The following is a 22482-nucleotide window of genomic DNA, read 5'->3' as shown; positions in this document are numbered from 1 at the left end:
GTCTTTTTATTCTCCGTCTAGCCCTTTAATTGGTTTCACTACGCCCCATTTTTTACAGCTCGGGCAAAGCCAGTATAATTTTCGACCTGAAAATCCACAGCTTCCACAGCGGTATTTAGGCCGCTGTAGCATTTGTTTTTCTACTAATTCTTTTAACAGCCGCAGACTATCAGCTGTGGTTTTATCTGTTAGCTGATCAATATAGAGCCCCATAAGGGTTTTGAAACCCCGCATGGTAGGACGCTTTCTAAGTTGTTCTAACAAATACTCAGCAGCTTGAAGCGTTTCGCCTCGCTTCATTAAAATATCAACCATAGCTAAGTACGAGGTGGCGCATTCTTGCCAATGGGCCTCTAGATTCTTTTGAAAACTGTCCCAGTCATCGGTTTCTTCGGCTATTTTTTCAAGACTAGGGACCGCCTCGCTAAACCAATTAATGTCACGTTCTGCCACTTGAGTAAAATAGGCGTTGGCATCTGTATAGCGCTGCTGTTCCAATGCAATGTCGCCTAACATTAACCAAGGCCTCACGGCGTGTTCATCTGCATTAACGGCCTTTTGCAGCAGAGTTAACGCTGACCCTTGGCTATCATTTTTAAGCTCTACTGCTGCCTGCTCACAATAAAAATGAGCCAGCCGCTCGCACACGTCATCATTGTCACCATGGCACTGAACCATCCGCTCAGCTAGCTCTATAGCGCGCTCCCATTCTTTTGTGGTCTGGTAGATGCTAAATAGCTGTTGTTGAGCGACAAGATAATGTTTTTCGCTGTTAAGCAGTTGAAGAAATGCATTCTCAGCACGTTCTAAAAAACCTGCCTGCGTGTAATCATGGCCAAGCTCTCTAAGAGCATTCTCGCGCTGAGCCGGCTGAAGCTCGTCTCTACTTACTAAATTCTGATGCACCTTTATCGCACGGTCAATTTCACCGCGGTGGCGAAAAAAACTACCCATTGCGATGTGCGTCTCCACCGTGTCGCTGTTCACATTAATCATTTTAATTAAGGTGTCTACGGCTTTATCAGGCTGATCGGAAAGAAGAAAGTTTAAGCCTTTATAATAGTGTTTTGATAGGATGCTCGACTGTTTTCGCTGGGCTTGGCGGACACTGTTTCGACCCATTATCCAGCCATAACCTGCCGCAACAGGCAGAAGAAGAAACAGCAGCTCGAGCATTAGTGTTCTTGTTCCAAACGCTGTATTTTCGATTCAGCACTCATTAACTGAACCCTTAACTTAAGCCAACTTAGCAGCATGATAAGGATGCCGATGCCGACTCCGATAGATAAGGTTATTGCAATGAGCGTCGATAGGCGTAAATTTGCCTGAGCTATCAGATAATTTACTGTCACTTGTGCTTCGTTTTGCGAGCCAATAACAAACGCAATGAAAAGCAACGCCAGAATAATGAGAAACGTTAGGATCCCTTTCAACACTAAACCCTTTTTATTGATTTATTTACAAGAATAGCAAAATGCGAAAAGAGATAACACAAAAAGCGTAACCGAATTACGTTAAGCAACGCCCTGTTCTTGCAGCTCTTGACGTTCTGGTTTAGCGATAAGGTTGTCTACAACTAAATCGTGATGCAATGCCGACATGTTGGTAATGAAGATGCAATGGGTATAGCCCGCTTGCATAGTTTCGAGTTTTAGGTACATGGCTTTGTCTATTTTAGACAGTTGTGCAAGACGCTTCTTGGTTAAAGGAGTGATGGCGCCATGACATCGAATGGCTGTCACATCTGTTGCACTTAGCTGAATTTTCCCTTCATCAAGCTGTGACTTAATCTGAGTGCGCAATTTAGAAAAAAGGAAATCTCGTTCTTTTATATAAACGAGTCTATTATCACTTTTTCTTACGCAGTGAACTACTAGCGCCTGATTAGAAGTTTCTTTAAACATGCCTTCAAGTATTCGGGACTTAGGTTTAGCTTGACCTTTATCAGCGAAGAAGCCGTGCAGCGGAATGATATTTTGTGTTCGCGAAAACGGGTAAAGATCGTCCGATGCATCACTTTGATAAACGGTTTTCAGCCTGTCTAATGTAAAGCGGTTCATAACGCATAGTACCGCTAAGGAAGGCATATGGCGGACGGCAAGTTCCCATATAAACCGGTGCGTTGAGCGCTGGATCCGCGCAATATCTCTCACCTTGAAATAGGCCGTATTTTCCTCAACCATGCTATCAACACTGGACCCCATTTTGGCTTTCCTTGTGTCCTCCACAAGACAAAGTCTAGCCACGCCAGTATTCGCATGGTAATGAACAACCTTATACTTCTCACCTTTGATTTTTAATTCTGGAATCGATACGCGAATTTCTTTTTGCAACTCGCTGTTCGGTGCCACGATGAGTTTCATGCCGCTGGCGCTTAAATCTGCCACACGAGCATCAAGAGAAGAAAGTAACCCTACCTTAATTGACGCGGATTTATCGATGATGTATCGGGTTTCTGACCGTCTGTCTAAGTCTTCTTCCATCACATAGTCAATATGCCAATTATTACCACTGGCTTTTAACGATTTAGATAAAGGTTTGAAGTCACATTTAGCAGAAAGCGTTAAATTAGTTAGGTAGGATGAAACGTCTTTGCAATATAACACATGAGATATCTGCGCGAGTTGTTCAAACTCTTTACTGGCAATATCGTGAATCGCAAAGGCTTTCTGTTTATCTTCTCTATTCACGGCATCAAGACGGCAGTGTGTACATATAAAATCGCCGTTTTTCGCGAGCAAATAGACCAAGGCATTAAGCTGATTGAGCGCCAATAGCTGACGATGGGTTGCGGTTATTTGGACGTTACCACTTTTTGTTTTGATATACCCCTGAAAAACATAAGCCTCGTTATATTTGCGCAGTTCCTCAACTAGCGTTGAAAAAATGGGTTTGTCTTGCAGACTCGCTAATAATTTCTCTGCATTGTTATGCTCTACATTGGCTTTGGTAAAAAGTGCTATGACGGGCTTTAACGATTTTTTTTCAGGCGCAAGAAAAACCGGTAACCAAGGGCTATTTTCCAATATGCGATCACGCTCCAACTCCTGCATTGCCCGTTCTATTTCCAAATCTCGTTGCAGCGGCTGTTTATAGGCCGTTACAGCGACATAGCGTTTTACCAACGCAATAAAGTCTTTGTCTACATCGTTTTGAAAGATAAACGATGTTTCATATTTCCCAAGGTGCTTGTTATATTTTACCGAATCTAACGCTAGCGTTATCTCAGTAGGTTCTTTAGTGAGACCCTTAACTTCAGGAATAGTGAACGTTAGTACATCGCCGGTAGAGGCATTAGGAGGCCTTTTTGTCTCAAGGGTTATTTCCCTGTGCGACATCGAACTAATTGAGCAATGCCGCCCTTTTTCAAATTCGGGAGAAGAAATTGTGAAGTTAGGTCGAATAGCTATATCTTCGCCAAAATCAATATCCGTAAATGATTGGCTCTCGACATTAAAGGCATCAACAATTTTTTTAAACTGCTCTTTCTTTATCTGATTTTGATAAAAGTCTGAGTTCATTACTGACTCAAACACACCTACCGTATACCTATCTTGATAAAGCGACGTTTCGTTTTTAAGTATCTGTGCGCCCACTTTATCAAGGCGCATTTGAACCCCGAAATGTTTAAATTTCATCACGGGAAATTGAGCGAACGCTGAGTTATCGGCAGGCGCGTCTGTAAGTGAGGTTAGCCTTACGACTTCCTCTTTTACAACCTTTCTGACACTACTTGGAAGGCGCTTCGAAAATTTGTTTATCCCTTCTAACAACTTATTTTGTTGTTCGTAAGGAATTAAAGCGCGAATTAGCGGCTGATATTGTTTTATTATTGCTTGTTCGTCGCCGGCTGACATTACTTCATAAATACCGTTTATTGTTATCAGAATAATATATAACCCTATTCAACTTGGGGTCAATAGGTATTAAAAATTAAACGTTGGTATACTGATGCGATGGTCTGGTCACCAATGTAAATACCATTTATGTACACAACTTACTTGTTAAAATGAAAAACGAGCAGACACAAAAAAGCCGCTTTGCAGCGGCTTTCAAAAAATACGTTATGCGATTGAGGCATCTACCCTTTCGCGAAGCTCTTTACCAGGCTTAAAGTGAGGTACATATTTACCATCAAGCTTAACAGTTTCACCCGTTTTAGGGTTTCTACCTACGCGAGGTGCGCGGTAGTGAAGCGAGAAGCTACCAAAACCTCTAATTTCAATACGCTCGCCCTTTTGGAGGGTTTGCGCCATTTGCTCTAGAAGTTCTTTTATTGCCAGTTCGAGTTCTTTCGCCGGAATATGACGCGCTTGATCCGCGAGCCGTTCAATTAATTCAGACTTGGTCATGCTTAACCTCATTGTCAATATTATTGTTTAAACAGCTATCGCGAATTGGGTGTGCATATGCACACCCACAAAAGCATTATTCGCCTTTAGCAGCTTTAAATGCTTCTGCCATCGCGTTAGCGAAACCAACATCTTCTTGCTGGTTAACTTTATCGATAGCTTCTTTTTCGTCAGCCTGATCTTTCGCTCTAACAGATAGGTTAACAGTGCGGTTCTTACGGTCAACGCCCATAAACTTCGCTTCGATGCTATCACCAACGCTTGCTACTTCTGTTGCGTCTTCAACACGCTCTACAGCAAGGTCTGCAACGCGGATGTAGCCGTCAACTTCTTCAGCTAGGTTTACAGTAACGCCTTTCGCATCAACTGCTGTTACTGTACCAGTAACGATAGCACCTTTCTTGTTATCTGTCAGATACTTGTTGAAAGGATCTTCTTCGATTTGCTTAACGCCAAGAGAGATACGCTCACGCTCTGGGTCGACTTGTAGTACAACTGCAGAGATTTCGTCGCCTTTCTTGTAGTCGCGAACCGCGTCTTCACCAGACTTGTTCCAGCTGATGTCAGAAAGGTGAACTAGACCGTCGATGCCGCCGTCAAGACCGATGAAGATACCGAAGTCAGTGATTGACTTGATCTTACCAGACACTTTGTCACCTTTTTCGTGTGACTCAGCAAATGTTTCCCAAGGGTTAGCAATACACTGCTTAAGACCTAGAGAAATACGACGACGCTCTTCGTCAATTTCAAGAACCATTACATCTACAGTGTCACCTAGGTTAACAACTTTAGATGGGTGGATGTTCTTGTTAGTCCAATCCATTTCAGAAACGTGTACAAGACCTTCAACGCCGTCTTCGATTTCAACGAAGCAGCCGTAATCAGTAAGGTTAGTAACCTGACCGTTGATCTTAGTACCTTCTGGGTAACGAGACGCAATTTCTTGCCATGGATCGTTGCCCATTTGCTTCATACCAAGAGAAACGCGCTGTTTCTCTTTGTCGAACTTAAGTACTTTAACGTTGATTTCGTCGCCAACATTCACGATTTCACTTGGGTGCTTAACGCGCTTCCAAGCCATATCAGTGATGTGTAGAAGACCGTCTACGCCACCAAGGTCAACGAACGCACCGTAATCGGTAAGGTTCTTAACGATACCCTTGATTTCATGACCTTCTTCAAGGTTAGCAAGTAGTGATTCACGCTCTTGGCTGCTTTCAGCTTCGATAACTGCACGACGAGAAACAACAACGTTGTTGCGCTTAGCATCTAGCTTGATAACTTTAAACTCAAGCTCTTTGCCTTCAAGGTGCGTAGTGTCGCGTACTGGACGTACGTCAACAAGAGAACCTGGAAGGAACGCGCGTACACTGTTAACTTCAACAGTGAAACCGCCTTTAACTTTACCGTTGATAACGCCTTTGATAGTGACTTTATCTTCGTAAGCTTTTTCCAGCTCAACCCACGCTTCGTGACGCTTGGCTTTTTCACGAGAAAGAATAGTTTCACCGAAACCATCTTCTACTGCATCTAGCGCTACATCTACTTCATCACCAATAGCGATTTCAAGCTCGCCTTCAGCGTTTTTAAATTGGTCAGCTGGGATAGCACTTTCTGATTTCAAGCCTGCGTCAACAAGAACGATATCTTTATCGATAGAAACAACAGTACCTTTTACAATTGAACCAGGACGTGTTTCTAGTTCTTGTAAGCTTTCTTCAAAAAGTTGTGCAAAATTTTCAGTCATAAGTCTCAAATAAACTTTTAAGTTGATATCCACGCTTCTTATCCGGATAACGCGGGGTTATTAAATTTAGTCGCCACTCCCTGTAGCAACACTGCTTTGGATGCGATCAGCTCTCGTCATTAAAGGCGTGAGGAAATAATATCCATCGCTTTTTCAAAGACTTGGTCAATATCCAAGTCTGTTGAATCTATAATTATTGCATCTTGTGCCGGTACCAAGGGCGCGACTGCACGTTGTGTATCGCGCTCGTCTCTGGCTTTGATATCGGTCAAAAGGCGCGCAATATTAACATCCATGCCCTTTGCTTTCAACTGACTATAACGACGCTCAGCACGAGCCTCTGCGCTAGCTGTAAGGAAAATCTTTACAGGCGCATCGGGAAATACTACCGTGCCCATGTCGCGGCCATCGGCTACTAAGCCCGGATCTTGCTGAAATGCACGTTGTCTGCGAAGCAAGGCTTCACGAACACGGGGCAACGCTGCGACCTTTGATGCTACCGCTCCCACCTCTTCAGTGCGAATATCATCTGTTACATCTTCGCCTTCTAGGATAATACGAGTAGTATCGCCATTCGTCTCGAAACTCACATCGAGACCGGTTGCTAGAGGAACAACACATTCTTCATCATCACACGGCAGGTCATGGTGTAGTGCGGCAACCGCTAAAACACGGTAAATTGCACCGCTATCTAGAAAATGCCACCCTAATTTCTTTGCTAACAAGCTACTTAATGTACCTTTGCCAGCACCACTTGGACCGTCAACCGTGACTACGGGTGTGGAATGCATACCTGCTCCATCATTTAAATTACTAAAAATCGCGCGTAATTATACGCTTTAGCGCAGGATAAGCAATGCCACCTGGCGTAGGTGGCATTGTACATTTGGCTAATACTGATATAGATCAACCCATCGCCTCACCAAAGTTTATTCGATGGATGTTATATTTAGGCAGTGTATTTACGCGCTATATAATGTTTTAAAGCGCGCAAAGTAGTCAGGAAAGGTTTTTCGCGTACAACCTGGGTCGTTAATGGTCACAGGCGTATCACTAAGCGCGACTAACGAAAAGCACATGGCAATACGGTGGTCGTTATACGTGTCTATTTCTGCGTGTTTCAGCGAGTCAGTTGGCCACACTGTGATGTAGTCATGACCCTCTTCCACCTTAGCCCCTAACTTTTGCAGCTCGGTTGCCATGGCAGCTAAGCGGTCGGTTTCTTTTACGCGCCAGTTATAGATGTTGGTTATGGTTGTTGGGCCTTCTGCAAACAACGCAGTAGTCGCAATCGTCATAGCCGCATCAGGAATATGGTTCATATCCATGTCTACACCCTTAAGCGGTGCACCGGTAATTTCTACATATTCATCGTTCCAGACTACATTTGCGCCCATGGCTTCAAGCACGTCAGCGAAACGGATGTCTCCTTGAATGCTGTTTTGACCAATCCCGGTTACGCGTACCGTTCCACCTTTAATGGCGCCGGCTGCAAGGAAGTATGATGCAGACGATGCATCACCTTCTACCATAAATTTACCCGGCGATAGGTACTTAGCATCACCTGAAACCGTAAACGTTTGGTAATTGTCATTCTCTACTACAACACCAAATTTCGCCATGGTATCAAGAGTAATGTCTATGTAAGGCTTAGAGACGAGTTCACCTTTAATACAAATCGTAACATCACCAGAAAAAAGTGGTGCAGCCATCAGCAGTGCTGTTAAGAATTGGCTTGAAACACTACCGTCAACTGACATTTCACCGCCACTCAACGTTTTACCCTTAATTTGAAGCGGAGGGTAACCTTCGTTTTTAAGGTAGGTAACGTCAGCATCGGCTTCACGCAGTGCATCGACTAAGTCGCCAATGGGACGCTCTTCCATGCGCGGCTCGCCAGTTAGCACAGTATCCACATTACTTGCAGCCAGCGCTGCGCATAGAGGACGCATTGCTGTTCCGGCATTGCCTAGAAAAAGCTCTAGCGGCTCAGCCACGTCAAATGCACCACCGTTACCTTGCACAACACACTGGGTTTTGTCTTCATTAAGGCGATAGCTAATGCCCAGTTTCGTAAGGGCATTAAGCATGTGTTCAATGTCCTCACTATCAAGCAGGTTTGTCAGTTCCGTTTCGCCTTCCGCTAACGCCGCTAGGAGCAGTGCGCGATTAGACAGACTTTTTGAACCAGGTACATTGACCTCTCCCGACACTTTCGCAATCGGGTCTAATGTTAACTGCTCCATTTTATCCATTCACTCTTTCAAATTCGCGCATAAATTCAACAAGCGCAACAATACCTTCTACCGGCATTGCGTTATAAATACTGGCACGCATGCCACCTACCGAACGATGCCCTTTCAATGCTAGCAAGCCAGCGTCTTGTGACTGTTGAAGGAACAATTTGTCTAGCTCAGGGTTAGCTAAATGGAATGGTACGTTCATTTTCGAACGGTTATCCGGGTGCACCTTACTTGAATAAAAGTCAGAACTATCAATCGCAGAGTATAGTAACGCTGCTTTTTCAGCGTTGCGCTTAGCCATAGCATCCACACCACCCATATCTTTGAGCCATTCAAACACAAGCCCCGCTAAATACCATGAGAACGTAGGTGGTGTGTTGTACATGGAATCTGACTTGGCTGCCAGCGCGTAATCGAAAATAGACGGAGTATCTTGACGTGCATTGCCAACAAGATCGTCACGCACGATGACAACTGATAAGCCGCTAGGACCAATATTTTTTTGTGCGCCAGCGTAAATAACACCGTGCTTCGCTACGTCTAGCGGCTGAGACAAAATAGTCGAAGACATATCAGAAACCAGCGGTACTTTACCGGACTCTGGTAACCAGTCGAAGGCAATACCATCAACCGTTTCGTTAGGGCAGAAGTGATAGTATGCAGCAGACTGATCAATGTCGGTTAACTGAGGCGGCGCAATATAATGCAGGCCGTCTTTCTCAGACACCTCACCAACAACAACAGCATTATTGTATTTGTTGGCTTCATCTACCGCGCCTTTCGACCAAGAGCCGCTTACTAGGTGAAGACTGGTATCGTTGGTGTCTGACAAGTTAAGCGGTACCGCTGCAAACTGCCCACGACCACCGCCATGTGTAAAAAGCACGTGGTAGTTGTTTGGGATGGATAGCAGGTCGCGCAAGTCTTGCTCTGCCTTAGCTGCTATTTCAATGAAATCTTTACCGCGGTGGCTCACTTCCATAACAGAACAGCCTAGATCGCGCCAATTTGTAAATTCTGCTTGAGCCTTAAGCATAACTTCTTTAGGAAGCATCGCCGGACCCGCACTAAAGTTAAAAACCTCTTTCATCGCGTTGTTCAACACCTGTAGATAATTACCATTCAACTCACGAGCATCTTTATATTCTGTGAGCCATTAGGCAAACAAGCGGCAAAAGCCGCTTGTTTAAAGAACACTGATAATACGCAAAGCACGTTGCTCGCGCGTTACCCCTACTCTTCTGTCGTTGAGCCTTCACCGTCTTGTGCAGTGTTGTCTTGCTCTTGAACAGCAGTTTCTGCTTGTTCTTGCGCGTCATCAAGAATTATTGGGTTACCGTCCTCATCTAATTCTTGTAACTCGGCAACTTCTTCAATTCGCTGCAACCCAACAACGTGCTCACCTTCGACTGTGCGTATTAAGCGAACACCTTGTGTGTTACGACCTACTACCGACACTTCGCTAACACGGGTTCGTACCAGTGTGCCTTGGTCACTAATAAGCATTATTTCATTGCTTTCGTCAACCTGTACCGCGCCGACCACTTTACCGTTGCGCTCAGATACCTTGATAGATACAACACCTTGTGTTGCACGGCTCTTCGCTGGGTAATCTTCTAGCGGTGTACGTTTACCGAAACCGTTTTCCGTAGCGGTTAGTATAGGGCCATCGCCTTTAGGTACAATCAGCGACACCACTTTTTGACCGTCTTGTAAGCGAATACCGCGCACACCTGTTGCAGTGCGTCCCATTGGACGAAGGGCTAGCAGCTCTTCACCAGTTTCTGGATCGCGCTTCACGTCTCCGGTTTCACTGTCGCGAAGCTTTTCGTTAAAGCGAACTACTTTACCCGCATCAGAGAACAACATAATGTCGTCATCACCATGAGTAATATCAACACCGATCAACTCGTCACCGTCGTTCAGATTCACCGCGATGATACCACTTGAACGAGGGCGAGAATATAAGCTCAGGTCAGTCTTTTTGACCGTACCATTTGCCGTTGCCATCAATACAAACTTACCTTCTTCAAATTCTTTGATTGGAAGAATGGCGGTAATACGCTCGTTATCTTCTAAAGGAAGAATATTCACAATTGGACGTCCACGAGCATTTCGGCTTGCAAATGGCAATTGATACACTTTCAACCAATATAAGCGACCACGGGTTGAGAAGCACAAAATATGATCGTGGGTATTGGCTACGAGTAGTCGTTCGATGATATCTTCATCTTTCATCTTAGTAGCCGATTTGCCTCGCCCACCACGGCGTTGCGCTTCGTAATCCGTCAGCTTCTGATATTTCACATAGCCTTCGCGAGAAAGCGTAACAACAACGTCTTCCTGCTCAATTAGGTCTTCAATATCTATATCGTGACTTGCAGCGGTAATTTCGGTACGACGCTCGTCGCCGAACTCGTCACGGATTTTTTCAAGTTCTTCTTGAATGACTTCCATCAAACGCTCAGGGCTATTTAAAATGTGAAGTAGTTCAGCGATAAGCTCTAGAAGCTGCTTGTATTCTTCGAGGATCTTCTCATGCTCTAGACCTGTTAACTTGTGTAAACGAAGGTCAAGAATTGCTTGGGCCTGCTGTTCAGTCAGATAATATTTGTCATCACGAATACCAAATTCCGGCATCAGCCAATCTGGACGAGCAGCGTCATCACCAGCGCGCTCTAGCATTTGCGCTACGTCACCTAGGTCCCAACCTTGTGCAACAAGCGATTTCTTCGCATCTGCAGGGCTTTGCGACGCTTTAATCAACTCGATAATTGGGTCGATATTGGCAAGCGCGATAGCTAAACCTTCAAGGATATGAGCACGATCGCGGGCTTTGCGTAATTCAAAAACGGTACGGCGTGTTACCACTTCACGGCGGTGAAGGATAAAACACTCTAGCGTTTCTTTGAGGTTAAATACTTTGGGCTGGCCATTATCAAGCGCAACCATGTTAATACCAAATACCGTTTGAAGTTGGGTATTGGCGTATAAATGGTTAAGTAACACTTCGGCAGATTCGTTGCGTTTAACTTCAACGACAATTCGCATACCGTCTTTATCAGACTCGTCGCGAAGCGCTGAAACGCCCTCGATACGTTTTTCCTTTACAAGCTCGGCAATCTTCTCAATAAGACGTGCTTTATTGACCTGATAAGGTATTTCGTTAACGATTATCGTTTCTTTGCCGTTAGCGTCAGTTTCAATGTCAGCTTTAGCGCGAAGATATATTTTTCCACGACCTGTACGGTAAGCGTCCTCAATACCTTTACGACCACTGATCATAGCCGCTGTTGGGAAATCAGGTCCTGGGATATAGGTCATGAGATCATCAATCGTAATTGATGGGTCTTGGATCAATGCAATACAACCGTTAACGACTTCAGTAAGGTTATGGGGCGGAATATTCGTCGCCATACCTACCGCAATGCCCGAAGAACCGTTGATTAAAAGGTTAGGTACTTTCGTCGGCAATACTTCAGGGATAAATTCTGTACCATCATAGTTAGGTACAAAGTCTACGGTTTCTTTGTCTAAATCAGCTAGAAGTTCGTGGGCGATCTTTGCCATTCGAACCTCTGTGTAACGCATTGCAGCGGCCGAATCTCCGTCTACGGAGCCAAAGTTACCCTGCCCGTCTACTAACATATAACGGAGAGAGAAAGGCTGCGCCATGCGAACAATCGTATCGTAAACTGCGGAATCACCATGAGGGTGATATTTACCTATTACGTCACCTACCACACGGGCAGATTTTTTGTATGGCTTGTTAAAGTCGTTTTTCAGTTCGTTCATTGCGAACAGCACGCGACGGTGCACTGGCTTCAAGCCATCTCTTACGTCAGGCAAGGCTCGCCCGACAATAACGCTCATCGCGTAATCAAGGTATGAGTTCTTTAACTCTTCCTCAATATTAACGGGGAGGATTTCTTTAGCGTTATCAGACATAAACTGCTTAATCCCTTTATTTTGGTTTGTTCTGCGTTATCCAGCGCCTTACATCACATCATTGTGAGAGCAAGACTGGGCGCGCACTCTTGTTATTATGTGGGTCATAATCGTTGCTTGAGTGTACCACTTGATGACAGATTTATGTAGCGGTTAATTACGCTTATTAAGCAACAAAAAGACAAGCGATTATTTTTCACTCATCCTTTAATATAAAAACACTAAATCTATTTAAAAACAGTGAAACACGCGCCTAATTTGCGATATCTTAAAAAGAGATATATTAAGGATTGTTTTACCTATGACGAACGTAGACCAACAAGAAATAAACAAGTTTTCCGAGCTTGCCTCCCGCTGGTGGGATCCAGAGGGTGAGTTCAAACCATTGCACCTTATTAATCCCCTTCGCCTAGACTTTATCAATCAACATAGTGAAGGCCTTTTCGATAAACAGGTGGTTGATATTGGCTGTGGTGGCGGTATTTTAGCAGAGTCAATGGCGCGTGCGGGCGCTAGGGTTACCGGTTTAGATATGGCTGAGGCGTCATTGGAAGTAGCCAAATTACACGGCTTAGAGTCTGGAATAAAAGTAGACTATGTGTGTTCAACGGCTGAAGATTTTGCACAAAATAATGCAGGCAAGTTTGATATAGTAACCTGCATGGAAATGCTAGAGCACGTGCCTGACCCGGCATCTGTTGTCATGGCCTGCGCAAAGTTAGTCAAACCTGGTGGCCATGTTTTTTTCTCTACGTTAAACAGGAATATCAAATCCTATCTGATGGGTATCGTTGGCGCTGAGTATATTCTTAAACTCGTTCCAAAAGGTACGCACGATCACAGTAAGTTCATTAAACCTTCTGAGCTCATGGCGATGACCGATCGAGCAGGTTTACTCCCCCGTGACATGACAGGGCTTCACATGGACCCTATCACTCAAGGCTTTTATCTTTCGTCTAACAATGTAGATGTAAACTACTTACTATATACAGTAGCGCAAAATTAATTTAACACTACATCTTGGGTTGCGGCGATATTTTAAACACCATATATCGTGTTTTTATAAAAATTGAATCTTAAGAATAAATTAATTTTTACGTCAAAGAACCTTATTAAAATGCTTGCAATCCCGATGTTTAATGCTTGTAGAACCCTAAAAAGTTAGTTGTTACTAACATAAATTCCATGCCAGTTTGAGTGCTCGAAATACCACCAGATATTGGGTTGCATTACGGCTAAAACCTCACTATCTTGTGTTTGATTCAGCAAGCGATCCCAACCCATTCTTGGGATCGCCAGATCGCAGCTTTTATGCCGATGAATGAACTCATTTGGATGGTGTGACAACAAGCTCGCTGGAAAAAAAGCAGTAAACGAATTTAACAAGCAGTCTCTACTTCAAACTTTAAAGGTTTTGGTCTAGGCCGCTTTTGTGTGGGCTGTTATTTGGCGTGAGTCAAAGTAAATAGCAGTAATTCATACAATAATTAAAATTAAAATGGGCGTCACATAGCCCCGCATCAAGCGCTAACAAAAAAACGGCCAGTAACATGAACAACAACTTATTTGTCACCAAACGCAACGGTGAAAAAGAAACCATCGACTTAGAAAAAATTCACAAAGTCGTTACTTGGGCAGCAAAGGGGCTAAATAACGTCTCAGTTTCACAAGTTGAAATAAAAGCCCAAATCCAGTTTTTTGACGGCATAAACACCAGCGAGATCCACGAAACCTTGATCAAATCAGCGGCGGACTTGATCTCAACTGACGCTCCGGATTATCAATACCTAGCTGCGCGCTTAGCCATTTTTCATCTCCGCAAAAAAGCGTACGGCCAGTTTGAGCCTCCTTCACTGATTTCGCATGTAGGTAAAATGGTTGATATGGGCAAGTATGACAAGCACTTGCTTGAAGACTATACCGCTGAAGAATTTGCAGAGATGGATACCTATATCGATCATTGGCGCGATATGAATTTCAGTTATGCAGCGGTGAAACAGCTTGAAGGTAAATATCTGGTGCAAAACCGCGTTACCGGCGAGATATATGAAAGTGCACAGTTCCTCTACATTCTTGTGGCAGCGTGTTTGTTTGCAAACTACGACAAAACAATTCGAATGGATTATATCCGTCGTTTCTATGATGCGGCATCTACATTTAAACTTTCATTACCGACACCCATTATGGCCGGTGTACGCACACCAACGCGTCAGTTCAGCTCATGTGTACTTATTGAGACGGGCGATAGCCTCGATTCAATTAACGCAACAGCAAGCGCTATTGTTAAATACGTAAGCCAGCGTGCTGGTATCGGTGTAAATGCAGGTCGCATTCGTGCACTCGGCAGTCCTATACGCGGTGGCGAAGCATTTCACACTGGCTGTATCCCGTTTTACAAATACTTCCAGACTGCTGTTAAAAGCTGTTCGCAAGGTGGCGTCCGTGGTGGTGCAGCAACACTGTTCTACCCTATCTGGCATATGGAAGTTGAATCTTTGTTGGTTCTTAAAAACAACCGTGGTGTAGAAGAAAACCGTGTACGTCACCTCGACTACGGTGTTCAGTTTAATAAACTGATGTACCAACGTATGATGAAAGACGGCTACATTTCGTTGTTTAGTCCGTCTGATGTGCCTGGTCTTTATGATGCATTCTTTGCCGACCAAGAGAAATTCGAAGAGCTTTACGTTAAATACGAAAACGACGACAGCATCCGTAAGAAGCAAATTAAAGCTATGGAACTGTTCAGCTTGTTCATGCAAGAGCGTGCAAGCACAGGTCGTATTTACCTTCAAAACGTTGACCACTGTAATACACACAGCCCGTTCAACCCAGAAGTGGCGCCGGTACGTCAAAGCAACCTTTGTCTTGAAATCGCGCTTCCTACTAAGCCGCTGCAGCATGTTAATGATGAAAACGGCGAAATTGCATTATGTACGCTATCTGCGTTTAACCTCGGTGCAATTAAGTCACTAGACGAATTTGAAGAGCTTGCCGATCTTGCGGTACGTGCACTTGATAACCTACTCGACTATCAAGACTACCCCGTTCCGGCGGCATACAACGCTACTATGGGTCGTCGTACACTTGGTGTTGGCGTTATTAACTTTGCTTACTATCTTGCTAAAAACGGCGTTAAATACTCGGATCACAGCGCGAATGGTCTGGTTCACCGTACATTTGAAGCAATGCAGTACTACCTATTAAAAGCGTCGAACAATCTTGCGAAAGAGCGAGGTGCGTGTCCTAAATTTAACGAGACAACGTACTCGCAAGGTGTTTTGCCAATCGACAGCTACAAGAAAGATCTTGATAGCGTGTGTAATGAACCGCTTCATTACGACTGGGATGCCCTTCGTGAAGAAATTAAAACTCACGGCTTGCGTAACTCTACGCTGTCAGCATTAATGCCATCAGAGACATCTTCACAGATTTCTAACGCGACGAACGGTATTGAGCCACCACGCGGTTTCATCAGTATTAAGTCGAGTAAAGATGGTGTACTTAAGCAAGTAGTACCTGAGTACGAAACTTTAAGAGACAAATATGAGCTACTTTGGGATATTCCTTCAAACGATGGTTACCTACAACTTGTTGGTATCATGCAGAAGTTTATCGACCAAACTATCTCAGCAAATACAAACTATGACCCAAGCCGTTTTGAAGGTAACAAGGTGCCAATGAAGCTTCTGCTCAAAGACCTTCTTACCACTTACAAGCTTGGTGTTAAGACACTTTATTATCACAATACTCGCGATGGTGCATCAGACACCTCAGCGCTAGACGCAAAAGCAAGCGAGCCTATGCCACGCCAAGAAGAAGTGGTTGTAGAGGAAGATGATGATTGTGCAGGCGGCGCGTGTAAAATTTAATACGCGCCCACCTGTTTAAGTGGCAAATGCACAAACGGATATTACCGCATTTGCCCTTAACGTTTCGCAGCAAGAACACAAACAATAATACGCGTTAATCATTAAGTTTTTAGTTAGGCTATCATGAAATACACTACGTTTAATCAGCAAAGTACTAATCCATTGATCGAACCGATGTTTTTCGGCAACCCCGTAAACGTTGCACGTTATGATCAACAAAAACATGCCATTTTCGAAAAGCTTATTGAAAAACAAATTAGCTTTTTTTGGCGTCCTGAAGAAGTTGATGTTTCTCGTGACCGCGTTGATTTTCAGAAATTAACCGATCCGGAAAAACATATCTTTATATCAAACCTTAAGTATCAGACCCTTCTGGATTCGGTACAAGGCCGCAGTCCAAATATTGCGTTTTTGCCTATTATCTCGCTACCTGAGCTAGAAACCTGGGTAGAAACATGGTCTTTCTTTGAAACGATCCACTCTCGTTCATACACGCATATTCTTCGGAACTTGTTTTCAGACCCGAGTGAGATCTTTGAAGATATCGTAGTGAATGAAGAAATTAAGCGCCGCGCTGCTGATATTTCCAAATACTACGATGATCTCATTTTTGCCACTCAGCTATGGCAAACACAGGGTGAAGGCATTCACACCGTTGATGGTACTGCCTACACGGTTAACATGTACGAGCTCAAAAAGAAGCTGTTTCTATGCATGAACTCGGTAAATGCGCTTGAAGCTATCCGTTTCTATGTGTCTTTTGCCTGTACCTTTGCTTTTGCCGAACGCAAGTTAATGGAAGGTAACTCTAAAATCATTCGATTGATTGCCCGTGATGAGAACCTTCACTTGTCCTCAACGCAGCATATTCTTAACCTGTGGGCTAAGAGCAAAGATGACCCAGAAATGGCACAAATTGCAGAAGAGTGTAAAGATGAAGCTCGTGCTATTTTCATGAATGCAGTTGAGCAAGAGAAGCAGTGGGCAGATTATCTGTTCCAGAACGGTTCAATGATTGGACTTAACAAAGAAATCCTATGCCAGTACGTTGAATACATTGCTAATCAGCGCATGTCTGCCATTGGTCTAGATGCACCGTTTGATATCAGCAGCAACCCACTTCCGTGGATGAATAATTATCTGAACTCAGACAATGTCCAAGTAGCGCCTCAAGAATCTGAAATTAGCTCTTACCTTGTTGGCCAAATCGATTCGGCGGTAAGCGAAGACGACTTTGCCGATTTTGAGCTGTAAAAAATTACAGCTTAATGAGTAGTAATGAAAAATCTGTCCACATCGACGTTGTCGATGTGGGCATCATTCAAGCCCCTTCTGATAAAACAATCTTAAGTGCCCTTGAAGCAGCGGACGTTCATATCCATTACCACTGCCGGGAAGGATTTTGTGGCGCGTGCCGTACCAAGCTTATAGAAGGCGAAGTTGAGTATACTACCGACCCTCTTGCATTCATCGATGACGACGAAATACTGCCGTGCTGCTGTGTGGCTAAGTGCCCGTTAAAAATTAAAGTACCGCTATAACCTTTTCATTAATCACGCTCACTATCACTCTCACAGCACTATTTCGATGGCATATAATTCTTCATCAATGACCTGTAAGCGCGATGCAACGACTGCTCTAGCGTCGTTTACCCCTTTGTTGTAAAACGATGCGCCCATTTCCTTACTAATGAAATCCAGCAGAAACTCGCCGTCGAACTGACCAAGCTCAACACTTAATTCATCATCAAAATATCGTTGTAATTTAGCGACTAATACGCCTTTTTCCTCACGCGAAAATACAATATCACTCATTGCGCCTCCTCAATTCTTGTTTATTAACTATCTGATTAACAGCAAGTTTAAAACGTAGCATAACCGAACGCACGTTTATTAAGCATTTGATAACTTATCTTGTCCACCCTGGTACAGTTTTCGCTGTATCACTATCATGCTGCTATTTTACGTTCACTAATTTTCAATTTTGAAAAAGGCTTATAGCGTATAAGATTCAACGCTCTTGGTCTTAGTACGCCTTTGCTGAACGATAAAAATAGTGTGACGCTTTCATGCATTATGTGAGGATGACAATGAAAATTTTACCATTGCTAAGTATTTCCGCAGTGTTGGCATTAATTAGCTTGCCCGCGAATTCCACCACGAACAATGGGCACAAGGATAAAACTCTGCCCCCAGGTATAGAGAAAAAATATGAACGGACGGGTGAACTACCGCCCGGTTGGGAAAAAAAGTTAGCCGTTGGCAAACGTTTAGACCGAGATATTTACGGCCATGCTCGGGTTGTTGTGCCACTAGGTAACGACGGCTTGATCACCGTTCGTATTGAAAACAAGGTGGTAAGACTTATTGAAGCCACAAGGGAAATTGTAGAAATCTTAGATTAACATTGATGAGTTTTGAATCAGGACTCCTCCATCAAAGGCGCCCTTTAGTTCACTTGTATTTATGACTTACTATCAACATTGGAAAATTGACTTAGCCCATCTCCCAAGTAGTATCACATGTTACCTATGGTGCTTTTAGTGTATCAGTGACTCTTTTAAAGCGTTGAGAACAACACGCGATTAAACAATATGCGTGGCGCTAATAAAGGGCTTGTAACATCAAAGTGGATTTCCTTTGCCGAAATAAAAAAGACGCTAAAAGACCCTAAACACAAAAGAATAATCAGGAATAAAAGATGACAGCTAACGCCCTGTTTAAACCTTACTCACAAGGTAACCTTTCGTTAACTAACCGTATTGTGATGGCGCCGATGACGCGTCAATTTTCTCCAAATGGCATCCCAACGGCAGACGTTGCTGCTTACTACAAACGTCGGGCACAAGGTGGCACAGGCCTTATTATTACTGAAGGTACAACGGTAAATGATAAAGTCGCAACGATGGATGGAAATATTCCTCAATTTCATGGAGAGCAAGCACTGATAGGTTGGAAGCAGGTTGTTGATGAAGTGCATGGCGCAGGTGGAAAAATAATGCCTCAATTGTGGCATGTTGGTATGGCCCGTGTTGCAGAAAAAGCCCCCTACCCTGAACTTCCAAGTGCGGGGCCTTCTGGTCTCTTCAAGCCAGGTAAGCAAGGCGCCGAGCCTATGACGGTTGAGCATATTGAATCTGTAATTGCTGCATTCGCTCAAGCGGCATCTGACGCGAAAGCCATTGGTATGGATGGAATAGAAATCCATGGTGCCCATGGTTATCTTGTTGACCAGTTTTTCTGGGAAGGCACAAACCAACGCACAGACAGTTGGGGTGGCAGCATGGAAAACCGTGGACGTTTTGCTGTTGAGATTATCAAGGCTATTCGAAGCGCAACTTCGCCCGACTTTCCTATAGTACTTCGTTATTCACAGTGGAAACAACAAGATTACACCGCTCGTTTAGCACAATCACCTCAAGAATTAGAAAAGTTTTTGATTCCTTTGAGCGAGGCTGGCGTCGATATATTCCATTGTTCTCAGCGTCGATATTGGGAAAATGAATTCGAAGGTAGCGAGTTAAATCTTGCGGGTTGGACGAAAAAGCTAACTGGAAAACCTACGATAACCGTTGGTTCGGTTGGGCTAAATGATGACTTCTTCGGCGCCTTCAAAGGTCAAGGCTCAGATACTCGTTCAGTTGACGATCTACTTGAACGTCTAAACGCTGAGGAGTTTGATTTAGTTGCTGTAGGTAGAGCCCTACTCCAAGATCCTAATTGGGCGAATAAGATAAAAGAAAACCGAACAGAAGAGCTTGAAACATATTCTGGTCAATCGCTTGCAACGCTCTCTTGAGTCGTTGAGGTAGGTATATAGCTAGCGCAGCGTCTGTTGCGCTAGCGCGCTAAAAGAAAAGACTCAAAATCAGCCTCTAATAGTGGCCTAGCAATCAGATAACCTTGCGCATAATCACATCCCATATGTTTTAAGATGTCATACTGCTCCTGTGTTTCCACACCTTCTGCCACCACGCTAATTCCAAGCTTTTTAGCTAGCACAATAATGGCCTCGCACAGTACTTTATCGTTACTCACGTCCGTCATAGACTTTACAAAGCTTTTGTCTATTTTGATGTAATCGGTAGGGAATTTCTTAAGATAGGAAATAGAAGAAAAGCCTGTGCCGAAGTCATCAAGTGCGATATCAACACCAGCCTGCCTAAATTCAAACAGCTTTTTAGATACCATATCATTCGCTTCCATTAGCAAGTTTTCCGTCACTTCTAAAAGAATGGAGCGCGCTGATATGCCTCTTTCTAACAACAAATTCAGCCACTCAGTGATATTAGACTCTGCATTAAAATATTGGCTAGGAGATGTATTAATACTTATTTGTAGTTCGCTACAAAAGCGCGACTTCCAATGCTTGATATTCCTGCACACTTCATCGAAGACCCAATTACTTATTTCAATAATGAGTCCCGACTCCTCGGCAAGTGGAATAAATTCGTCTGGCGGGATCCTACCTTTTTCTGGATGCTGCCATCTTAGCAATGCCTCAGCTTTCACAACCTTTTTACTGTCAAAGTTACAGATAGGTTGATACTCAATAAACAACTCCTTGTTCTTTACGGCGTAACGCAGGTCATTGAGTAACGTGATCCTTTTAATCGCCGCCGACTGCATTTCATGAGTGTAATATTGATAACTATTTTTTCCTTTCCCCTTGGCGCCATACATTGCCTGATCAGCATTCTTCAATAGGTTCGTTACATCACGACCATCATCAGGGTAGATAGTAATTCCTAAACTTGCACTAGAATGAACTCTTTGAAGATCTAACATATATGGTTTAGCAATAGCATCAAGTATCTTTTGAACTACAGCTTCGACGGAACTCAATCCAGTAATGCCATTGAGTATAATGATGAACTCATCGCCACCTAGCCGAGATACAGTATCTTTTGCTCGCAACGCTTTTTTAATACGTTCTGCGCACTCTACAAGTAATTTATCACCAAGATCATGGCCAAGGGCGTCATTGATATCTTTAAAGTTGTCTAAATCTAGGAAAATTACCGCTACTTTTTCTCCGTCACGATCCGCCGAGACCATAGCAAGCTGCAAGTGATCCAGCATTAAATTGCGATTAGGTAAGCCGGTCAACACATCGAAATTAGCCTGCTTCCAAATGAGCGTTTTGGCCAATTCTCTTTCCACCGCAATGCTTGCGATATGTGCAAACTGCCCTATTAAAATAATTTCTTCAGAAGACGGAATGGCTTTATCTTTATGATAGATAGCGAACGTTCCGATAACATTACCCTTGGAATCTTGAATGGGCTGTGACCAACATGAGCCTACGCCTGCTTTTGCTGCCAAACCTTTCCATTCCGACCAGAAAGGATGTGTGCTGATATCTTCTACAATTGTCAGTGTGTTGGTTGCTGCGGCATTTCCACAGGAACCAACACCAGCACCTATCTCAACGCCATTAATAGCTTCGTTATAAAAATCAGGCAGTGACGGCGCAGCCCCTTTTTTAAGCTTGCCATCCTCTAACAATAAAATGCTGCATATCTGTTCTGAAAATTCAGTTTCAATGGCATACACAATGTCGTTGAGCACATCTTGCAAAGACACCGCATTAACTACTTTTTCGAGTATGGCGCTTCTCACCCGCGTTATTTTTTGCGTACGAGCAAGACGACGCTGATATTCTTCTAGTTGGTTGGATAATTCGTTAATCTGTTGCCGCTGAAGCTCTGATTCGACAAGTTTTCCTAAATTGCCTAATTGCTCAATTCTCTTTTCATCAAACTCTTTTGCTTCGGTGTCAAATACACACAGTGCTCCAACGGGCTGGCCTTCTGACATAAGTTGGACCCCAGCGTAGAAACGAATATGTGGGCAGCCAGTTACGTAAGGGTGATTTCTAAAACGATCGTCATTGCAGGTATCAGAAACAACCAGCACTTCTTTTTGTGCAATAGTGTGAGCACAAAATGAAAGTTCACGGGCACTTTCACCCAAATCAAGATTAACTGAAGACTTAACCCACTGCCTTTCTGCGTCAATAAAAGTAATTGTCGCGGAGTGACATCCAAAGATGCTTGACGCTAAACGGGTTAATCGGTCAAAGCGTTCTTCCGGCAAGGTGTCGAGTAAACCCAGTCGTTCTACCGCTTTAACTCTTTCATCATCGTTTAAAATGGGTGGGGATAATTGCAAAACTTACTCCTTCGCAAAGGGAACTCCCGCCGCCAATGTTTAGCGTTTATACCCATACGGATTGTTCTATGTTCATATCGGAGAGTATTCTAAACTCAATGCTTTTAAACGCTAGCCCCGATAAGTTACTTGTAAATCAACCATCTG

The 22482-nt window shown here is 43.7% G+C and carries 17 protein-coding genes; 6 read left to right on the top strand and 11 right to left on the bottom strand.

Going from position 1 to position 22482, the window contains the following annotated elements:
• Positions 1-6 precede the first annotated feature (6 nt).
• The 9 genes from lapB to gyrA all read right to left on the bottom strand — a co-directional run bounded on the left by lapB (position 7) and on the right by gyrA (position 12290).
• Positions 7-1176 (bottom strand): lipopolysaccharide assembly protein LapB, encoded by a 1170-nt coding sequence (gene lapB / locus JC525_RS05170; RefSeq protein ID WP_198814857.1) that lies wholly within the window; start codon positions 1174-1176, stop codon positions 7-9.
• Positions 1176-1433 (bottom strand): LapA family protein, encoded by a 258-nt coding sequence (locus tag JC525_RS05165; RefSeq protein WP_198814954.1) that lies wholly within the window; start codon positions 1431-1433, stop codon positions 1176-1178. The genes lapB and JC525_RS05165 overlap by 1 nt, the downstream gene beginning before the upstream one ends.
• Positions 1434-1514: 81 nt before the next feature.
• The gene (locus JC525_RS05160) at positions 1515-3857 is read right to left on the bottom strand and encodes a PilZ domain-containing protein (RefSeq protein WP_198814856.1); all 2343 of its coding nucleotides are present in this window, start codon (positions 3855-3857) and stop codon (positions 1515-1517) included.
• 207 nt (positions 3858-4064) lie between these two features.
• The gene (gene ihfB, locus JC525_RS05155; RefSeq protein WP_014949641.1) at positions 4065-4352 is read right to left on the bottom strand and encodes an integration host factor subunit beta; all 288 of its coding nucleotides are present in this window, start codon (positions 4350-4352) and stop codon (positions 4065-4067) included.
• Positions 4353-4428: 76 nt separating this feature from the next.
• Positions 4429-6099, bottom strand: a complete 1671-nt coding sequence (gene rpsA, locus JC525_RS05150; RefSeq protein WP_105931390.1) for a 30S ribosomal protein S1 — start codon at positions 6097-6099, stop codon at positions 4429-4431.
• 119 nt (positions 6100-6218) lie between these two features.
• Positions 6219-6890: a (d)CMP kinase gene (gene cmk, locus JC525_RS05145; protein ID WP_198814855.1), complete on the bottom strand. Its 672-nt coding sequence runs from the start codon at positions 6888-6890 to the stop codon at positions 6219-6221.
• A gap of 171 nt (positions 6891-7061) precedes the next feature.
• Complete coding sequence (gene aroA, locus JC525_RS05140) at positions 7062-8345, bottom strand: 3-phosphoshikimate 1-carboxyvinyltransferase (RefSeq protein WP_198814854.1); 1284 nt, start codon at positions 8343-8345, stop codon at positions 7062-7064.
• A gap of 1 nt (position 8346) precedes the next feature.
• Positions 8347-9432 carry a 3-phosphoserine/phosphohydroxythreonine transaminase gene (gene serC, locus JC525_RS05135; RefSeq protein WP_198814853.1) on the bottom strand — a complete coding sequence of 362 codons (1086 nt, stop codon included), beginning with the start codon at positions 9430-9432 and terminating at the stop codon, positions 8347-8349.
• A gap of 143 nt (positions 9433-9575) precedes the next feature.
• Positions 9576-12290 (bottom strand): DNA topoisomerase (ATP-hydrolyzing) subunit A, encoded by a 2715-nt coding sequence (gyrA, locus tag JC525_RS05130; RefSeq protein WP_198814852.1) that lies wholly within the window; start codon positions 12288-12290, stop codon positions 9576-9578.
• A gap of 301 nt (positions 12291-12591) precedes the next feature.
• Here gyrA and ubiG point away from each other — a divergent pair, with 301 nt between their 5' ends.
• From ubiG to yfaE, 4 genes are all read left to right on the top strand, one after another.
• Positions 12592-13296 (top strand): bifunctional 2-polyprenyl-6-hydroxyphenol methylase/3-demethylubiquinol 3-O-methyltransferase UbiG, encoded by a 705-nt coding sequence (ubiG, locus tag JC525_RS05125; RefSeq protein WP_198814851.1) that lies wholly within the window; start codon positions 12592-12594, stop codon positions 13294-13296.
• Positions 13297-13840: 544 nt separating this feature from the next.
• Complete coding sequence (nrdA, locus tag JC525_RS05120; protein ID WP_198814850.1) at positions 13841-16162, top strand: class 1a ribonucleoside-diphosphate reductase subunit alpha; 2322 nt, start codon at positions 13841-13843, stop codon at positions 16160-16162.
• A 123-nt stretch (positions 16163-16285) separates the two neighbouring features.
• Positions 16286-17416, top strand: coding sequence for a class Ia ribonucleoside-diphosphate reductase subunit beta (nrdB, locus tag JC525_RS05115; RefSeq protein WP_198814849.1), 1131 nt, complete (start codon positions 16286-16288; stop codon positions 17414-17416).
• Positions 17417-17430: 14 nt separating this feature from the next.
• Positions 17431-17703, top strand: a complete 273-nt coding sequence (gene yfaE, locus JC525_RS05110) for a class I ribonucleotide reductase maintenance protein YfaE (protein WP_198814848.1) — start codon at positions 17431-17433, stop codon at positions 17701-17703.
• A gap of 30 nt (positions 17704-17733) precedes the next feature.
• Here the strand turns inward: yfaE and JC525_RS05105 are convergent, their stop codons facing one another.
• Entirely contained in the window at positions 17734-17976 is a 243-nt protein-coding gene (locus tag JC525_RS05105; RefSeq protein WP_198814847.1) for a DUF2164 domain-containing protein, read from the bottom strand.
• Between the two features lie 275 nt (positions 17977-18251).
• Between JC525_RS05105 and JC525_RS05100 the strand changes: the two genes are divergently transcribed.
• Together JC525_RS05100 and JC525_RS05095 are read left to right on the top strand one after the other, a co-directional pair.
• A complete protein-coding gene (locus JC525_RS05100; protein WP_198814846.1) occupies positions 18252-18566 on the top strand; it encodes a hypothetical protein in 315 nt (104 codons plus the stop codon).
• Positions 18567-18862: 296 nt separating this feature from the next.
• A complete protein-coding gene (locus JC525_RS05095; RefSeq protein WP_198814845.1) occupies positions 18863-19960 on the top strand; it encodes an NADH:flavin oxidoreductase in 1098 nt (365 codons plus the stop codon).
• 41 nt (positions 19961-20001) lie between these two features.
• On the opposite strand, the gene JC525_RS05090 is transcribed toward JC525_RS05095, so the two are convergent.
• The gene (locus JC525_RS05090) at positions 20002-22335 is read right to left on the bottom strand and encodes a sensor domain-containing phosphodiesterase (protein ID WP_198814844.1); all 2334 of its coding nucleotides are present in this window, start codon (positions 22333-22335) and stop codon (positions 20002-20004) included.
• Between the last annotated feature and the right edge of the window lie 147 nt (positions 22336-22482).

It is taken from the genome of Alteromonas sp. IB21 (genome assembly GCF_016405965.1).
GTDB lineage: Bacteria > Pseudomonadota > Gammaproteobacteria > Enterobacterales > Alteromonadaceae > Alteromonas.
Note: the sequence above shows the minus strand (reverse complement) of the source record. Positions and strands in the feature narration are given on the sequence as shown.